We start from the raw sequence: 15,258 nt of genomic DNA on the forward strand, positions 1-15,258 counted from the left end.
GTCCCGGCGCTCCCGGTACGCCCGGTAGGTGTCGGGCGGGGCGCCGGGGGCGGAGGCGGGCGGGGCCGTGCCGGGGGTGCCGCGGCCGTGGCCGCGCTCGCGGATCCGCGGGGAGGCGACCGTGTGCGAGGCGGGTGCCGGGCCGGGCGGTCCGGCACGGAGACTCCGCGGGCTCCCGCCGTACGGGGCGCGGGCGCCCGGCCGTACGGCCTGCCCCGCGCAGCGGCCGCCGACGCGGCCCGGGACGGGCGGACGCCCGGGCCGGATGGGATCGAAGTCGGTCTCGACCATGACATCGGTGCCACCGCGATCGGCACCGCGGTGGGGTGCCCGGCCTTCGCGGCGAGCGCCTCCTCCCGGCGGGCGGGGCGAAGGAAGTCCATGACCGGCTCTCTTCTTCGTCTCGTGGTCGTGCGGATCGAGCCAATCCGTGCCTGGCGGGCGCGGCTCGTTCATGTGCTGTTCACGCGGAGTGGACTCAGTAGACCGCCCGGTACTCCGGCCGGGTCAGTCACCGAAACCATGAAGGAGTTGGCTGGCCAGGGCGGGCATCTTGTAGATTCGTATGAACGGAGGCCATCGGTAACCTCTCCGATTTCCTGGGGAAACGCGGGAAACAGCGCGGAGAGCCGACCACGCCTCCCCGGGCGTCCGGTTCCGGGTGCCCCCGGGACGGCCCCGGGCCCCCTTCCCAAGATTCATCGTAGGTTTCGAGACAAAGAACGGCGGCGACGAGATGCGGCTGCGCGCACTGCTGGACACCGATGCGCTGGGCCTGCGGCTGCTCGGCGGCGAGGACGAGCTGGACCGCGCGGTACGCGGGGTCATGACCACCGACCTGCGCGACCCGAGCCGTTACCTCTCCGGCGGCGAGCTGGTGCTGACGGGCCTGGCCTGGCGCCGGGACGCCGCCGACTCCGAGCCTTTCGTGCGCATCCTGGCGCAGGCCGGGGTGGCGGCGCTCGCGGCCGGCGAGGCGGAGCTGGGCGACGTTCCGGAGGACCTGGTGCTGGCCTGCGCCCGGCACCGGCTGCCGCTGTTCGCGGTGCACGAGTCGGTGGCGTTCGCCACGATCACCGAGCACGTGGTCCGGCAGGTCTCCGGCGAGCGGGCCGGGGACCTGGCCGCGGTGGTGGACCGGCACCGCCGGATGATGACCTCGGGCCCGGCGGGCGGCGGCCCCGACGTGGTCCTGGACCTGCTCGGCTCCGACCTGGACCTGCGTGCCTGGGTGCTCTCCCCCACCGGCCGGCTGATCGCCGGCTCCAAGGTGGCGGGCCCGGCGCTGTCCGCCGAGACCTGTACCCGGCTGGCGGCCGAGCATCTGGCGGCCGGCCGCACCGGCCGCCGCGGCCCGCACCGGGTCCAGCTGCACGGCACCACCTACTCCCTGTTCCCGGTCCGCTCCTCCGGCCGCTCCCCGCAGGCCGCCCGCGACGTGCGGGAGACGGTGCTGTCGGACTGGCTGCTGGCCGTGGAGGCAGACGCGGGCGACTGGCCCGGGGAGCGGCTGGACCTGCTCCAGGGCGTCACCCAGCTGATCGCCGTCGAACGCGACCGCCGGGACGCGGCCCGCACGGTCCGGCGCCGGCTCGCCCAGGAGGTGCTGGAGCTGGTGCAGACCGGTGCCGCGCCCGCCGAGATAGCCGCCCGGCTCCGGGTGGCGGCGCCGGTGCTGCTGCCCGGGCTCGGCGCGGCCCCGCACTGGCAGGTCGTGGTGGCCCGGGTGGAGTGGGAGGGCGGAGAGGCCGACGGCGGCCAGGTCGCCCAGTCGCTGTTGGAGGAGGTGCTGGTCGACCCGCTGGCGACCGGCCCGGAGCACTCCGACCGGATCGCCGTCGCGCACACCGGGGACGAGGCGGTCGCCCTGGTCCCGCTGCCCGCGGTCGCCGCCGAGCACGACGGCTCGGAGGCGGGGCTGCTCGCCGACTCCCTGCTCCAGGCGGTGCGCGAGCCGCTGTCGGCGGGCCTGGACGACGACGGCCGGATCACCCTCGGCGTCAGCGCGGCCGTGCACTCGGCGGAGGGGCTGCGCGGCGCCCTGGAGGAGGCCCGGCACGCCCGCCGGGTCGCCGCCGCCCGCACCGGCCGGGTCTGCGCGGCCGGCCACCAGGAACTGGCCAGTCATGTGCTGCTGCTCCCCTTCGTCCCGGACGACGTCCGCCGCGCCTTCACCGCGCGGCTGCTGGACCCGCTGAAGGACTACGACCGGCGGCACCGCGCCGAGCTGATCCCGACACTGGAGGCGTTCCTGGACTGCGACGGCTCCTGGACCCGCTGTGCCACCCGTCTCCACCTGCACGTCAACACGCTGCGCTACCGGGTCGGGCGGATCGAGCAGTTGACGGGACGGGACCTGTCCCGGCTGGAGGACAAGCTGGACTTCTTCCTCGCCCTGCGCATGAGCTGAGGCCGTCCGGGGGCGCGCGGCGGCCGGACCCGGCCGGTCCGCATCCCCCTACTTTGTGAAATTTTTCACCCATCCTCTTGGCCGGGCCCCGCGATTGGTGCTGGAATGCCGCCACCACTCAACAGCTCGATGGCGTGCATGGGGAGGGCAACGTGGCGCATACCGCCATGTCTGGTAATGGAACGACCGATGACGATCCTGTCCAGACCGCGGTATGGCGGCTGCGCAGCCGGGCCTGCTGGGCCGATGCGGCGGCCCTGCTGCCGGCCGACCGCGCCGCCCCGGCCCTGCAGCGGGCCGCGCTGCTGGTGGAGCGATGTCTGTACACCGAGCGGGGCTGGGCCGAGGCGGAGGACGCGCTGCGCACGGCGGAGGCGCTGGCGCACAGCGACGAGGAGCGGGGGGCCGCCGCCTGCGAGCGCGGCCAGCTCGCCTACACGGCCACGCTGCACGGCGTCCGGGACCGCGCGGACGAGGCGCGGGTCGCGCTGGGCCGGGCGGCGGCGCTGCTCCCTCCGGGATCGCGGGGGCGGGCGCTGCTGGACTTCCGCCGGGGGCTGGTCGCCGAGAACCTGACCCACTCCCCGCAGGCGGCCCGCGCCGCCTACCGCCGGGCGCACGCGGCGGCGGGGGCGCACGCCGACTCCCTGCTGCTGTCGTTCACCTGGCGGCAGCTGGCCGGACTCGCCCTGCGGGACGGGGAGCTGGACGAAGCACGGCACGGCTTCGCCGAGTCCCTGCGGATCCGGGAGGAGCTGGGTTATCTGGTGGGCACGGCGCCGGCGCTGGTGTCCCTGGCGGACACCGAGGAGGAACCGGAGGCGTCCCGGCTGCGCGAGGAGGCCCGGCGCCTGTTCCGTCTCCTGGGAGGCGTCCCCACCTGGCTGGCCCGCCAACTGACCCCTCCGGCACCGGGGGTGGCCACGGCGTAGGGGCGGGCGGCGTCGGGGTGGGGGCGGGGTGGTCGGGGCGCGTTGCCGGGTGCGGGTGCGTGGGGCTCGCCCGCGCGGTTCCCCGCGCGCCCTTCGGGGCACGTCCGCGTCGGCATCCCAGGGGCGCGGGGAACTGCGCGACCGCCCACGACGGACCCGCACACGGCGGACGGCCCGCACCCCGACGCCCCCCGCCAAGACTCGCCCCGCACCGACGGCGCCCGCCCCGCCAAGGCTCACTCCGCACCCCGACGGCCGCCGCCCCGCCAAGGCTCAGCCCGTCCCGGCGAAATGCCGGCGTACCAGCGACCGCACCCCCTCCACGTCCCCGGCCGCCAACGCGTCCAGCAGGGCCGTGTGTTCCGCCGCGTCGGCGGCCAGCGCCGCCCGGCACCGCCGGACCGGCGGCCACTGCGCCCGCCGGTGCAGGTCCTCGGCGATCCGGACCAGCTGCTCGTTGCCCGACAGGGCGAGCAGCGCCCGGTGGAAGGCGCGGTCGGACTCGGCGTAGGCCGCCGGGCAGCCCGTGGCCGCCACCCGCACCGTCTCCTCCGCGAGCGGCCGCAGCCCGGCCCACCGTTCGGCCGGCACCGTGCGGGCGAGCCGCACCATCACCGGCACCTCGATGAGCGCGCGCACCTCCGCCAGTTCGGCCAGCTCCCGCGCCCCGCGCTCGACCACCCGGAAGCCGCGGTTGGGCACGACCTCCACGGCGCCCTCCAGCGCGAGCTGCTGCATGGCCTCCCGCACCGGTGTGGCCGAGACGCCGAAGCGCTCCCCGAGCACCGGCGCCGAGTAGACCTCGCCCGGTTTCAGCTCGCCGGTGACCAGCGCGGTGCGCAGCGCGTCCAGGATCTGCCCGCGCACCGAGGAGCGCTGCACCGGAATTTGCCGCTCGGCGTCGGCGCACCCGCCCGGGGCCGCGACCGGCCGGGCCGGGGAGCCCTGCACGCCCTGCTTCACGGGTCCTCCTGGCGGCTTGTCGGTACTTGGGGTCATTGAGACGGGTTGTCGGTTGTCCGTCAAGCACCTTAGGCGCACCGAGCGGCAGTTCAAACTCCGCCATAAATGAGTAAGGTAAGCCTTACCTGTACAGCTCGGTCCGTTTCCGCGGACGTGTCCCAAGGATCGGTGGTCCCGCCATGCCCGCTGCGGCCTCGCCGCTCACCGCCGCCTACGACCGCCTCGGCGCGGCCTTTCCGGGGCTGACCGTGACGGAGCTGGGCCCGGACGAACCGGCGCCCGGCGGCCCCGGCTGGGTGGACGCCGCGGGGCTCGCGGCGGGCGGCGCGGCGCTGGACGCCTTCCTGGCCTGGGACGCGGCGCAGGTGGAGCGGGACTACGGCCGCCCGGCCCGGCCGGACGTCGTCGCGAGCTTCGGCCTGCACCGCTACGCCTGGGCCGCCTGTCTGCTCATCACCGTCCCGTGGTTCCTGCACCGCCGGGTGCCCCGGCTGCCGGTGACCCACGTCCGCTACGACCGCGCGGCCGGCCGGATGGCCGTACACCGCCCGGTTTCCGTCGCCTGCCTGCCGGGCGACCCCGCCGCCGCGCTGCCCGGCACGGTCGTCGTACCGGACGAGGAGGCGCTGCGGGCCGAGGTGCGCGCGGCCGTGGCCGAGCACCTGGAGCCGGTGCTCGCGGCCTTCGGCCCCCGGATGCGGCGGCGCGGGCGCGCGCTGTGGGGCATGGCGACGGACGAGGCCGTGGAGGGGCTGTGGTACGTCGCCGGGCTGTTCGGCGAGCACGAGGCGGCGCGGGCCGTACGGGAGCTGGAGCTGCTGCTGCCGGGGGCGACCCCGCCGTACGCGGGCCGCGCCGGGTTCCGCGAGCTGACCGCCCCGGACGGCACGCCGCTGCCCACCCGGGACCGGGCGAGCTGCTGCATGTTCTACACCGTTCGCCCGCAGGACACCTGTGTGACGTGTCCGCGCACCCGGGACGGCGAGAGGATCGCCAAGCTCACCGCCGCCGCGGCCGGTTGAGGAATCGTTCCGGCCGGGTACAACCACCCCACCCGTCCCGGGAACTTTTCCCACCACCACCCGTACGGGTAGTCTGTTCGAACTCAACTCCCGCCCCTCAAGCGGCAGTTCGAGCAGAACGCCGCCCCGGGCGCCCCTCGCGCACTCCCTTGGCGGCCTCTTGCCCCGAAACCCCCTGAGGGTCGTCGGGAATGGGCCACTATGGCGGGCGTCACGCCCTATCCCCATGCAAGGGACCCTGATGAGACTGACCGACATATCGCTGAACTGGCTGCTTCCGGGCGCCGTACTGCTCCTGGGCATGCTGGTGGCAGTGGCGGTGCTCGCGCGCGGCAAGCGCTCCTCCGGGGAGAACACGAGCGCGGACGACTCCTGGGAGCGCAGCGAGGAACGCCGCCGGCGCAAGGAGGCCCTCTACGGCACGGCCTCCTATGTGCTGCTGTTCTGCTGTGCGGCGGTGGCGGCGGCGCTGTCCTTCCACGGCCTGGTCGGCTTCGGCGAACAGAACCTCGGACTGAGCGGCGGCTGGCAGTACCTGGTGCCGTTCGGGCTGGACGGCGCGGCGATGTTCTGCTCCGTCCTCGCCGTGCGCGAGGCGAGCCACGGTGACGCCGCCCTCGGCTCCCGGCTTCTCGTGTGGCTGTTCGCCGCGGCGGCGGCCTGGTTCAACTGGGTGCACGCGCCACGCGGCGCGGGCCACGCCGGCGCCCCGCAGTTCTTCTCCGGCATGTCGCTGTCGGCGGCCGTGCTGTTCGACCGGGCGCTGAAGCAGACCCGCCGGGCCGCGCTGCGCGAACAGGGCCTGGTGCCGCGCCCGCTGCCGCAGATCCGGATCGTGCGCTGGGTGCGGGCGCCCCGTGAGACCTACCGGGCCTGGTCGCTGATGCTCCTGGAGGGCGTGCGCAGCCTGGACGAGGCGGTCGAGGAGGTCCGCGAGGACAAGCGGCAGAAGGAGGAGGCCCGGCGGCGCAGGCGCGACCAGGAGCGCGTGGAGCGGGCCCGCTTGAAGGCGATCAGCCGGGGACAGCGCGGCTTCGCCGTCCGGGGCGCCGGCCGGCAGGTCGAGGTGCAGCCGGCGGAGCGCGGGACCGCGCCGGCGGCGGCCGCGGAGCCCGCCATATCCACCCCGGAGCCACTGCCCGTGCGCGCCCGGCCCTCTCTCCAGCCGGTCCGCGGCGGCACTGAGCCGCTGACCGTCGACCTGACGGCCGAGGACGACACCATGGCCCTGCCGCGGCTGGACTCCCTGGAGCGCAAGCTCAAGGACCTGGAGCAGCAGCTCGGCTGACCACCGTCCGGCGGCACGGGGGCCGGGGCACGACCACACCGGTCACCCCCCACGGGAGCCGGGGTGCGATCGCACCGGCCGTGCCCCGTCCCGTCACCGGCTCACGCCGCCTCGGCGCCCAGTTCGAACCAGACCGACTTGCCCACCCCGTGCGGCCGTACGCCCCAGGCGTCGGCCAGGGACTCGACCAGCACCAGACCCCGGCCGTGGGTGTCGTCGTCCGTGCTCGGGGTGTGCCGCTCGGGTCTGCGGCCCACGAAGTCCCGTACCTCCACGCGCAGTCCATCCGGTTCCAGCACGGCCGTCAGGACGGCGTCGTGGTCGGTGTGGACGATCGCGTTGGTGACGAGTTCGCTGGTGAGCAGTTCGGCGATCTCCGAGCGGCCGGGTTTGCCCCAGTGCCGCAGCAGTTCGCGCAGCGCCCGGCGGGCCTCCGGCACGGCTCTGAGGTCCGCCCGGCCCAGCCTGCGCCGAAGCCGTCGCGCGTCGTCGGTGATGGTGTCCGTCTGGTCCCCCGCTGTCGCCGAGTAGGCCTCGACGGTCATCGGACCGCCCCCTCGTGCCTGCCTCTTCATGACCCCCGCCCGCACGCCGCCGGTCCCTGCCCCTCCTGGTCGAACACGTTCACGGGGGATGCTTGCCCAGCGGGCACCGGGGCAGTCCTGGCGTATGCCCGAAGACCGGCGGTTCGGCCATATCCGCACAGCGCCCCGGCCGCCCGGGGTACCGCTCCGCCGCCACGCACCGGGCGCCACGAACGCCGCAGGACGCCACCGACGCCCCGTGACGGTGGCCCGGCCCCGTCCGGTGCCGGCGGCCGGTACGCCGACCCATCCCGTGAAACTGGCCGAAACACGCTCCCCCTTGAGGGCGCTTACGGGCGTGGCACGTTCCGCAGGTTGGAGCGGGCCATCTGGAGCATCCGGCCGACCCCGCCGTCCAGCACGATCTTGGAGGCGGACAGCGCGAACCCGGTGACCATCTCGGCGCTGATCTTCGGCGGGATGGAGAGGGCGTTGGGATCGGTGACGATGTCCACCAGGGCGGGCCCCTTGTGCCTGAAGGCCTCCTTGAGCGCCCCGGCGAGCTGCTTGGGCTTCTCCACCCGGATGCCGTGGGCGCCGCAGGCCCGGGCCACGGCGGCGAAGTCCGGGTTGGTGTTGGCGGTGCCGTACGAGGGCAGGCCCGCGACCAGCATCTCCAACTCGACCATGCCGAGCGAGGAGTTGTTGAACAGCACCACCTTCACCGGCAGGTCGTACTGCACGAGCGTGAGGAAGTCGCCCATCAGCATGGAGAAGCCGCCGTCCCCGGACATCGCCACCACCTGCCGGCGCCGGTCGGTGAACTGGGCGCCGATCGCCATCGGCAGCGCGTTCGCCATGGACCCGTGGGAGAACGAACCGATGACCCGGCGGCGGCCGTTGGGCGTGATGTAGCGGGCGGCCCACACGTTGCACATGCCGGTGTCCACGGTGAACACGGCGTCGTCGGCGGCGACTTCGTCCAGCACGGCGGCCACGTACTCGGGGTGGATCGGGATGTGCTTGTCGACCTTGCGGGTGTAGGCCTTGACCACGCCCTCCAGCGCGTCGGCGTGCTTCTTCAGCATCCGGTCGAGGAAGCGCCGGTTCGTCTTCTCCTTCACCCGCGGGATCAGGCACCGCAGCGTCTCGCGTACGTCGCCCCAGACGGCGAGGTCGAGCCGGGAGCGGCGGCCGAGCACCTCGGGCCGCACATCGACCTGGGCGATGCGCACGTCGTCGGGCAGGAAGGCGTTGTACGGGAAGTCGGTGCCCAGCAGGATCAGCAGGTCGCACTCGTGGGTGGCCTCGTAGGCGGCGCCGTAGCCGAGCAGCCCGCTCATCCCGACGTCGAAGGGGTTGTCGTACTGGATGAATTCCTTGCCCCTGAGCGCGTGGCCCACCGGCGACTTGATCTTGCCGGCGAACTCCATCACCTCGGCGTGCGCGCCGGCCGTGCCGCTGCCGCAGAACAGGGTGACCTTGCCGGCCGCGTCGATCATCTCCGCCAGCCGGTCCAGCTCGGCGTCCCCGGGCCGCACGGTGGGCCGGGAGGTGACGAGGGCGCTCTGCGCGGCCTTCTCCGGGGCGGGCTCGGCGGCGATGTCCCCGGGCAGCGACACCACGCTCACCCCCCGCTGCCCCACCGCGTGCTGGATGGCGGTCTGCAGCAGCCGGGGCATCTGCTTCGGGCTGGAGATCAGCTCGCTGTAGTGGCTGCACTCCTGGAACAGCCGGTCCGGGTGGGTCTCCTGGAAGTAGCCGAGGCCGATCTCGCTGGAGGGGATGTGGGAGGCGAGCGCGAGCACCGGTGCCATGGAGCGGTGGGCGTCGTACAGGCCGTTGATCAGATGCAGGTTGCCGGGGCCGCAGGAGCCGGCGCAGGCGGCGAGCCTGCCGGTGATCTGGGCCTCGGCGCCGGCGGCGAAGGCGGCGGTCTCCTCGTGGCGTACGTGGATCCAGTCGATGGAGGCGTTGCGGCGGACGGCGTCCACGACCGGGTTGAGGCTGTCGCCGACGACACCGTAGAGACGGCGCACTCCCGCGCGGACGAGGATGTCGACGAACTGCTCGGCGACGTTCTGTTTGCCCATGGCTCGCGTCTGCCCCTTCGCTCCCGGAATACGGCCCTGCCGTTTCCATCAATCCACAGGGGCCGCGGTTACGCCTCCCACACGGCCGCCGCCGTACGGTCCTCGGCGTACCCCTTCACCCGGACCCGGGCGTCGGCGAGAAAGGCGGCGAGGCCGGGCGGGGTGCCGCCGGACCAGCGGCGGGCCAGGTGGGCGCGCAGGGCTTCCGCGTCGCGCAGCGGGTCGGCCAGGCCCCGCGTGCACAGCACCAGCACATCACCCGGGCGGGCTACCGAGGCGCGGAACCGGAACGGCTCGCCGGGCGGGGCGGCGGTGGTGTCGTCAGCGGTGCCGGCGGTCAGGCGTGGCTCGATGTCCTGCCAGGCGCCGTCCCGCAGCCGCAGCAGCCCGCCGTCGCCGACGCCGAAGAAGACCCGGATACGGCAGTCCGGGTCGGCGGGCAGCAGCAGGCACCGAAGGCTCACCGTGGCCGCGCCGTCGGCGGTGCTCGCCCGGAGCCGGCCCAGGGTGCGGTCGGCGAGCCGGTGCAGACCGGACTTCAGGTCGCCGCGCCGGGCCGCCCGGATGTCCTCCGCGAGCCGCCGGTGGCTGCGGCCCACCGCCCGCGCGATCCCCCGGCACGCCTCGGCCGCCGCCAGGTGCGCGCCGGGCACGGTCCGGGCGCCGGTCGCCATCGCGACCAGGACCAGCGCCTGTTCCCCGGTCCCGAACCGCGCGGTGAGCAGCGCGTCCCGGCGGGGCTCGCCGCGGTAGCGCGCCGAGTCCCCGCGCAGCGACACGGCCCGCAGCGTGCACGGCCCGTACCGGGCGCCGTCCAGCACGGTGTCCGGGACCAGGTCCTCCAGCGCGTCCGGGTCGGCGGACGGGAGCGCGGTGGGCTCCGGGTCGTAGGTGGGCGGGCCGGAGCCGACGTGGTCCGGGGTGTCCGCGGAGGCGACGGGGAGGACCGGCGGCGGCGGTTCGGTCCGCTCGGGTTCCGGGGGCGGCGGTTCGGTCCGCTCGGGTTCCGGGGGCGGCGGTTCGGTCCGCTCGGGTTCCGGGGGCGGCGGTTCGGTCCGCTCGGGTTCCGGGGGCGGCGCCGGTTCCGGAAGCGGTGCCGGCTCCCGGGGCCGCGGGCCTTCTTCCCTCACCGCGTCGCGCGCCGAGGCGAAGCGGTCGTCCAGGGAGTCGGGCGCTGCCGTGGGACCGGTGTCCGCGGTGGCTTCGTCGTACAACTCCCCCCACCAGTCGTCGTCTTGACGAGTGGGTCGCGCACCCTGCCGGCTCATGCCTCTGATTGTCACCGCACGGGCCGCGGAAAAACGGGGCTACGGGAAATTCCGGCGCACCGCCCGCCTCTTCACCCGCTGGCCGCCGGGCGGCCCCACCCCCCACGGGAGGACCGCCCGGCGACGTTCGTGGTGGCCCGGCCCCGGTGCCCCTCGCACGCGCTCGCAACACGTCCGGGCCCGGGCCACGACACCGGCCGGGTTCCCCGGGATCGCGCTCGTGAACCAGGTGAAGTGCCGTGATTTCCGCGGCTGCTGTCACCTTGGCAGACGCGCCGCCGCTACGGCGATGATGGTCGGCGGCGGGTTCGCGCCGTGGCCGTTTCCCGCCACGCCGCCCCGTTTCCGCCGGGTGGACGCACAGGGAGGGACGCGGGGCGATGCTGGCAGCGATAGGCCTGGACGAGACGCACGAGGCGGCCTACCGGGCGCTGGTGTCCGTGGGCGCGGCCGACGTGGCCGATCTGGCGCGGCGTCTGACGCTGGCCGAACAGGACACCGAGCGGGCGCTGCGCCGGCTGGAGCGGCACGGCCTGGCGGCCCAGTCCCCGGCCCGCCCGGGCCGTTGGGTCGCCGCGCCGCCCGGGGTGGCGCTGGCCGCCCTGCTCACCCAGCGGCGGCACGAGCTGGAGCGGGCGGAGCTGACGGCGGCACTGCTCGCGGAGGAGTACCGGGCGGCGGCGGCGCAACCGGCGGTGCACGACCTGGTGGAGGTGGTGACCGGTGCCTCGGCGGTCGCCCAGCGCTTCCTCCAGCTCCAGCTGGGCGCGACCGAGGAGGTGTGCGCGCTGGTGACCGGCGATCCGATGGTGGTGTCCGGGATGGAGAACGAGGCGGAGGAGCAGGCGGCCGGGCGCGGGGTGCGCTACCGGGTGGTGGTGGAGCGCGCGGTGCTGGACCGGCCGCACGGGCTGACCGAGTTGCGGGCTGCGCTCGGCCGGGACGAGCGGGTCCGGGTGGTGGACCGGGTGCCGACGAAGCTGGTGGTGGCCGACCGTTCGCTCGCGCTGGTGCCGCTGACCGCGAACTCCGCCGAGCCGGCCGCGCTGGTGGTGCACGCCAGCGGGCTGCTGGAGCTGCTCGCCGGGCTGTTCGAGTCGGTGTGGCGGGACGCGCTGCCGCTGCGGCTGGGGCCCGCAGGGGTGACCGAGGAGCCGCCGGGCGGGCCCGACGCCACCGATCTGGAGGTGCTCTCCCTGCTGCTGGCCGGGCTGACCGACGCGAGCGTGGCCAAACAGCTCGATCTGGGGCTGCGGACCGTGCAGCGCCGGGTGCGGCGGCTGATGGAGCTGGCGGGGGTGACCACCCGGCTGCAACTGGGCTGGCACGCTCGGGAACGGGGCTGGGTGATCCGGGAGGGGGGCCGCTGACCGGGTCTATGCCGGTGACCGGGCACCGGCCGGGACGGTGGGCGCCGCCGGCAGGACCGGCACGGTGCCGGGGGGCGGCGCAAGGCCGGCGGGCGGCGCAAGGCCGGCGGGCGGCGCAAGGCCGGCGGGCGGCGCAAGGCCGGTGGACGGCGCAAGGCCGGCGGGCAACGCAACCCCGGTGGACGGCGCAAGGCCGGCGGGCAACGCAACCCCGGCGGACGGCGCAACCCCAGCGGGCAACGCAACCCCGGCGGACGGCGCAACCCCAGCGGGCAACGCAACCCCGGCGGACGGCGCAACCCCAGCGGGCAACGCAACCCCGGCGGACGGCGCAAGCCCGGCGGGCAACGCAACCCCGGCGGACGGCGCAAGCCCGGCGGGCAACGCAACCCCGGCGGACGGCGCAACCCCAGCGGGCAACGCAAGCCCGGTGGGCAGCGCAACCCCGGTGGGCCGGGCAAGGCCGGTGGGGCGGGCGGAACAGGTGGGGTGGGCCGGCCGGAGGAGGCCGAGGGGCCGGCGGGTCAGGGCGTGGCGGACGGTGTCGGCCACGGCGGCCATGCCGGCGTCGTTGAAGTGCAGATGGTCGCCGGGGTCGTAGCCGGGCCGGATGCGCGTGGGGTCGGCCGGGTCGCGGACGGCGGCGTCCGCGTCGGCTACGGCGTCGAAGGCGCCGCCGGTGCGGATGAAGGCGTTCACCCGCAGCCGTACCGTCTCGCCGGCCGGGGTCCAGGCCGGATAGCCGCCGTACGGGGTGAGGGTGACGCCGACGACCGGGACGCCGCGGGCGTGGGCGCGGGCCACCAGGGCGCGGTAGGCGTCCGCGTAGGCGGCGGGGTCGTGGGCCTGCGGGGTGCCCTTGATGTCGTTGATGCCCTCGAAGACGACCAGGGCCCGCACTCCGGCCCGCTCCAGCGCGTCGGCGTCCAGGCGGGCGAGGGCGCTCGGTCCGGTGCCGTCGCGCAGCAGACGGTTGCCGGAGATGCCGGCGTTCAGTACGCCGAGCCGGTGTCCGCGCAGCCGCTGGGCGAGCCGGTCGGGCCAGCGGCGGTTGGTGCCGGGGGTGGAGCCGTTGCCGTCGGTGAGCGAGTCCCCGAACGCGACGACGCTGCCGGCGGCGAATCCGCGCACGTCGACCCCGGTGACGTAGTACCAGTGGCTGGTGGTCCGGGTGTACGCGGTGCCGTCCTCGTCGGCGGCCCGGCCGGCGCCGGCCGGGGCCAGGTAGCTGGTCTGGAGGGCGGAGCGGTGGTAGGTGGCGGGCCCGGAGTCGTCCGGGGTGTACACGGTGACGAGCAGGTCGGCGGCGGACGGCACGGACAGCGGCACCGTGTCGGTGACGGCGTCCGCGCCCGGCGGGACGGTCACCTCGGGGGCGCCGTGGAAGGTGGCGGTGCGCAGGGTGCCGGGCAGGGCGGCGGGGCCGGCCGCCCGGCGCAGCGCGACGGTGACGGCGCCGAGGCGGAGCGGCCGGGTGCCGAGCCGGTTGCTGAGCCGGACCCGGAGGGCCGTGCCGCCGACGCTGAGGTGGACGACGTTGCGGACGGCGGTGCCGGGCAGCGCGGCGGTGGTGCCGGAGGGCGCCGACTCCCAGCTGCCGGTCCAGGGCAGCGGGGCCGGCTGGGCGGCGGTCGGTGCCATGAGGGCCGCCGGCAGCAGCGGAAGGAGGACCGCGAGGAGCCGTACGACTTTGGCCATGTGTGCCCGCCCTTCCAGGAGGCCCGTCGCAGCCGAAGGTGCCACATCCCGGAGCGACACGCCGTACCCCGTCCCCAGATCCACCCGTTCGGCGCACTCCCCGCAGGCCTCGGCGGCCGCTTGCCGGCTCGGCGGCCGCTCGATCACCAGGGGGCGCGCGTTCGGCGTTCGTTCAGCCCGCTCGCCGTGGCAGGCCGCCCTTTCCGGGCACCCGGCGTCCCGGGACCGAGGGCGGCCCGGCGTTCAGGGGAGGCGCCGGCCGGCCGCCCGCAGGTGTTGGACGGCGTACGACCGCCAGGGCCGCCAGGTGTCGGGGAGGCCGGCGCCGGGCGGGGCCACGTCGGGGTCGCCGAGGGCGCGGGCGCGGAGGATGGCGACGGTCGCCGGGTCCATGCCGGGCAGGGCGAGCAGGGCTTCCTCGGTGGCCTGCCGGTCGGCGCCCGGGTCCAGCCGTACCGTGCCGTCGGCGAGGGCGGCGGCGAGCGCGCCCAGCGGGCCGCCGGGTTCGGCCTCGGCGAGGACGGCGGGCTCGGGGAAGAGGTGGGTGAGGCCGCCGTGCGGCGCGTCGAGCGGTTTGCCGTACCGGTGGACCAGTTCCCCGGCGGCCTCGGTGCCGGTCAGGGCGCGGACGGCGGTCTCCAGCGGGTCCACGGCGCCGGGCGAGCGCAGCCCGGGGCGGGCGGCGACCAGCGGGGCGAGCCGGGGATCGGCGCCGAGCCGTTCGTCGACGGCGTACGGGTCGGCGTCCAGGTCGAACAGCCGGCGCAGCCGCTGCACGGCGGTGGTGAGGTCCCTGGGGTCGGTGAGGTGCACGCGGGCGTCGAGCCAGCCGCCCGGGTGGGTCCCGCTGCGGCTCCGCACGCAGTGGACGCGTTCCCGGACGGCGGCGGTGCCGGTGCCGTAGGGCAGCCGCAGGGTCCGCCGGTAGGTGCGGGCGCCGGGTGCGCCGGTCACCTCCTCGACGCCGGGGACGGCCTCCCGGGCGAGCTGGTCGAAGACGGCCGCCGCCTGGTAGGGGCCGCGGTGGGCGAGCCGGAGCGGGATGCCCGCGCCGGGCGCGGTCCGGCGGGCGGTCCGGTCGCCGGCGGCGGCCCGCAGCTCGGTCGGGGTCGCCGCGTACACCTCGCGGATGGTGTCGTTGAATTGCCGCAAACTGCTGAAACCGGACGCGAAGGCGACCTCGGTGACCGGCAGGCCGGTGGTCTGGAGCAGCACGCGCGCGGTGTGCGCGCGCTGGGCCCGGGCGAGCGCCACGGGCCCGGCCCCCAGTTCGGCGGTGAGCTGGCGCTGCACCTGCCGGGCGCTGTAGCCGAGCCGCGCGGCGAGCCCGGCGACGCCCTCACGGTCCACGACGCCGTCGGCGATCAGGCGCATGGCCCGGCCGGTGACGTCCGCGCGGACGTTCCACTCCGCCGAGCCGGGTACGGCGTCCGGACGGCACCGCCGGCAGGCCCGGAAACCGGAGCGCTGCGCGGCGGCGGCCGTCGCGAAGAACCGTACGTTGTGCCGTTTCGGCGGCACGGCCGGGCAGCTGGGGCGGCAGTAGATGCCGGTGGTCTCGACGGCGAAGAAGAACACCCCGTCGAACCGCGCGTCCCGGCTCCGTACCGCCTCGTACCTGCTGTCCTCGTCCTTCACGTGTCCCAGTGTGGGGCGGGCGGGAAGGGCGGGGCCAGCGGGAATCGGACAC

General features: G+C 75.7%; 10 protein-coding genes and 2 pseudogenes. 5 read left to right on the forward strand and 7 right to left on the reverse strand.

The features are described 5' to 3' along the window. Window positions 1–291 (reverse strand): annotated as a pseudogene (locus ABD350_RS03545) (hypothetical protein); the annotation flags it as partial. Between the two features lie 445 nt (window positions 292–736). Between ABD350_RS03545 and ABD350_RS03550 the strand changes: the two are divergent. Together ABD350_RS03550 and ABD350_RS03555 are read left to right on the forward strand one after the other, a co-directional pair. Next, on the forward strand, window positions 737–2,410 hold the full coding sequence (locus ABD350_RS03550; protein ID WP_344346181.1) for a PucR family transcriptional regulator: 1,674 nt from the start codon (window positions 737–739) through the stop codon (window positions 2,408–2,410). Window positions 2,411–2,577: 167 nt separating this feature from the next. After that, window positions 2,578–3,342 (forward strand): hypothetical protein, encoded by a 765-nt coding sequence (locus tag ABD350_RS03555; protein ID WP_344346182.1) that lies wholly within the window; start codon window positions 2,578–2,580, stop codon window positions 3,340–3,342. Between the two features lie 273 nt (window positions 3,343–3,615). Here ABD350_RS03555 and ABD350_RS03560 read toward each other — a convergent pair whose 3' ends face one another. Then, a complete protein-coding gene (locus tag ABD350_RS03560; protein WP_425584168.1) occupies window positions 3,616–4,341 on the reverse strand; it encodes a GntR family transcriptional regulator in 726 nt (241 codons plus the stop codon). A gap of 143 nt (window positions 4,342–4,484) precedes the next feature. Between ABD350_RS03560 and ABD350_RS03565 the strand changes: the two genes are divergently transcribed. Together ABD350_RS03565 and ABD350_RS03570 are read left to right on the forward strand one after the other, a co-directional pair. Further along, complete coding sequence (locus ABD350_RS03565; RefSeq protein WP_344346185.1) at window positions 4,485–5,327, forward strand: (2Fe-2S)-binding protein; 843 nt, start codon at window positions 4,485–4,487, stop codon at window positions 5,325–5,327. Window positions 5,328–5,568: 241 nt separating this feature from the next. Further along, window positions 5,569–6,615 carry a DUF2637 domain-containing protein gene (locus ABD350_RS03570; RefSeq protein WP_344346186.1) on the forward strand — a complete coding sequence of 349 codons (1,047 nt, stop codon included), beginning with the start codon at window positions 5,569–5,571 and terminating at the stop codon, window positions 6,613–6,615. 101 nt (window positions 6,616–6,716) lie between these two features. On the opposite strand, the gene ABD350_RS03575 is transcribed toward ABD350_RS03570, so the two are convergent. The 3 genes from ABD350_RS03575 to ABD350_RS03585 all read right to left on the reverse strand — a co-directional run bounded on the left by ABD350_RS03575 (window position 6,717) and on the right by ABD350_RS03585 (window position 10,500). Then, the gene (locus ABD350_RS03575) at window positions 6,717–7,160 is read right to left on the reverse strand and encodes an ATP-binding protein (RefSeq protein WP_344346187.1); all 444 of its coding nucleotides are present in this window, start codon (window positions 7,158–7,160) and stop codon (window positions 6,717–6,719) included. 329 nt (window positions 7,161–7,489) lie between these two features. Then, window positions 7,490–9,232, reverse strand: a complete 1,743-nt coding sequence (locus tag ABD350_RS03580; protein WP_344346188.1) for a pyruvate dehydrogenase — start codon at window positions 9,230–9,232, stop codon at window positions 7,490–7,492. A 68-nt stretch (window positions 9,233–9,300) separates the two neighbouring features. After that, window positions 9,301–10,500 (reverse strand): protein phosphatase 2C domain-containing protein, encoded by a 1,200-nt coding sequence (locus tag ABD350_RS03585; protein ID WP_344346189.1) that lies wholly within the window; start codon window positions 10,498–10,500, stop codon window positions 9,301–9,303. Window positions 10,501–10,880: 380 nt separating this feature from the next. On the opposite strand from ABD350_RS03585, the gene ABD350_RS03590 reads away from it, so the two are divergent. Further along, complete coding sequence (locus ABD350_RS03590; protein ID WP_344346190.1) at window positions 10,881–11,870, forward strand: helix-turn-helix domain-containing protein; 990 nt, start codon at window positions 10,881–10,883, stop codon at window positions 11,868–11,870. 537 nt (window positions 11,871–12,407) lie between these two features. On the opposite strand, the pseudogene ABD350_RS03595 reads toward ABD350_RS03590, so the two are convergent. Together ABD350_RS03595 and ABD350_RS03600 are read right to left on the reverse strand one after the other, a co-directional pair. Continuing rightward, window positions 12,408–13,568: pseudogene (locus ABD350_RS03595) on the reverse strand (SGNH/GDSL hydrolase family protein); the annotation flags it as partial. Between the two features lie 243 nt (window positions 13,569–13,811). Beyond that, complete coding sequence (locus ABD350_RS03600) at window positions 13,812–15,206, reverse strand: DNA-3-methyladenine glycosylase 2 family protein (protein WP_344346191.1); 1,395 nt, start codon at window positions 15,204–15,206, stop codon at window positions 13,812–13,814. Between the last annotated feature and the right edge of the window lie 52 nt (window positions 15,207–15,258).

Source organism: Streptomyces nogalater, from assembly GCF_039532885.1.
Taxonomy (GTDB): Bacteria; Actinomycetota; Actinomycetes; order Streptomycetales; family Streptomycetaceae; genus Streptomyces; species Streptomyces nogalater.

Excerpts from the sequence above, each read along its gene's own strand:
- ABD350_RS03585 (WP_344346189.1), bottom strand. The coding sequence starts at position 10,500 with ATGAGCCGGCAGGGTGCGCGACCCACTCGTCAAGACGACGACTGGTGG.
- ABD350_RS03575 (WP_344346187.1), bottom strand. The coding sequence starts at position 7,160 with ATGACCGTCGAGGCCTACTCGGCGACAGCGGGGGACCAGACGGACACC.
- ABD350_RS03580 (WP_344346188.1), bottom strand. The coding sequence starts at position 9,232 with ATGGGCAAACAGAACGTCGCCGAGCAGTTCGTCGACATCCTCGTCCGC.
- ABD350_RS03555 (WP_344346182.1), top strand. The coding sequence starts at position 2,578 with ATGTCTGGTAATGGAACGACCGATGACGATCCTGTCCAGACCGCGGTA.
- ABD350_RS03570 (WP_344346186.1), top strand. The coding sequence starts at position 5,569 with ATGAGACTGACCGACATATCGCTGAACTGGCTGCTTCCGGGCGCCGTA.
- ABD350_RS03560 (WP_425584168.1), bottom strand. The coding sequence starts at position 4,341 with ATGACCCCAAGTACCGACAAGCCGCCAGGAGGACCCGTGAAGCAGGGC.
- ABD350_RS03590 (WP_344346190.1), top strand. The coding sequence starts at position 10,881 with ATGCTGGCAGCGATAGGCCTGGACGAGACGCACGAGGCGGCCTACCGG.
- ABD350_RS03550 (WP_344346181.1), top strand. The coding sequence starts at position 737 with ATGCGGCTGCGCGCACTGCTGGACACCGATGCGCTGGGCCTGCGGCTG.
- ABD350_RS03565 (WP_344346185.1), top strand. The coding sequence starts at position 4,485 with ATGCCCGCTGCGGCCTCGCCGCTCACCGCCGCCTACGACCGCCTCGGC.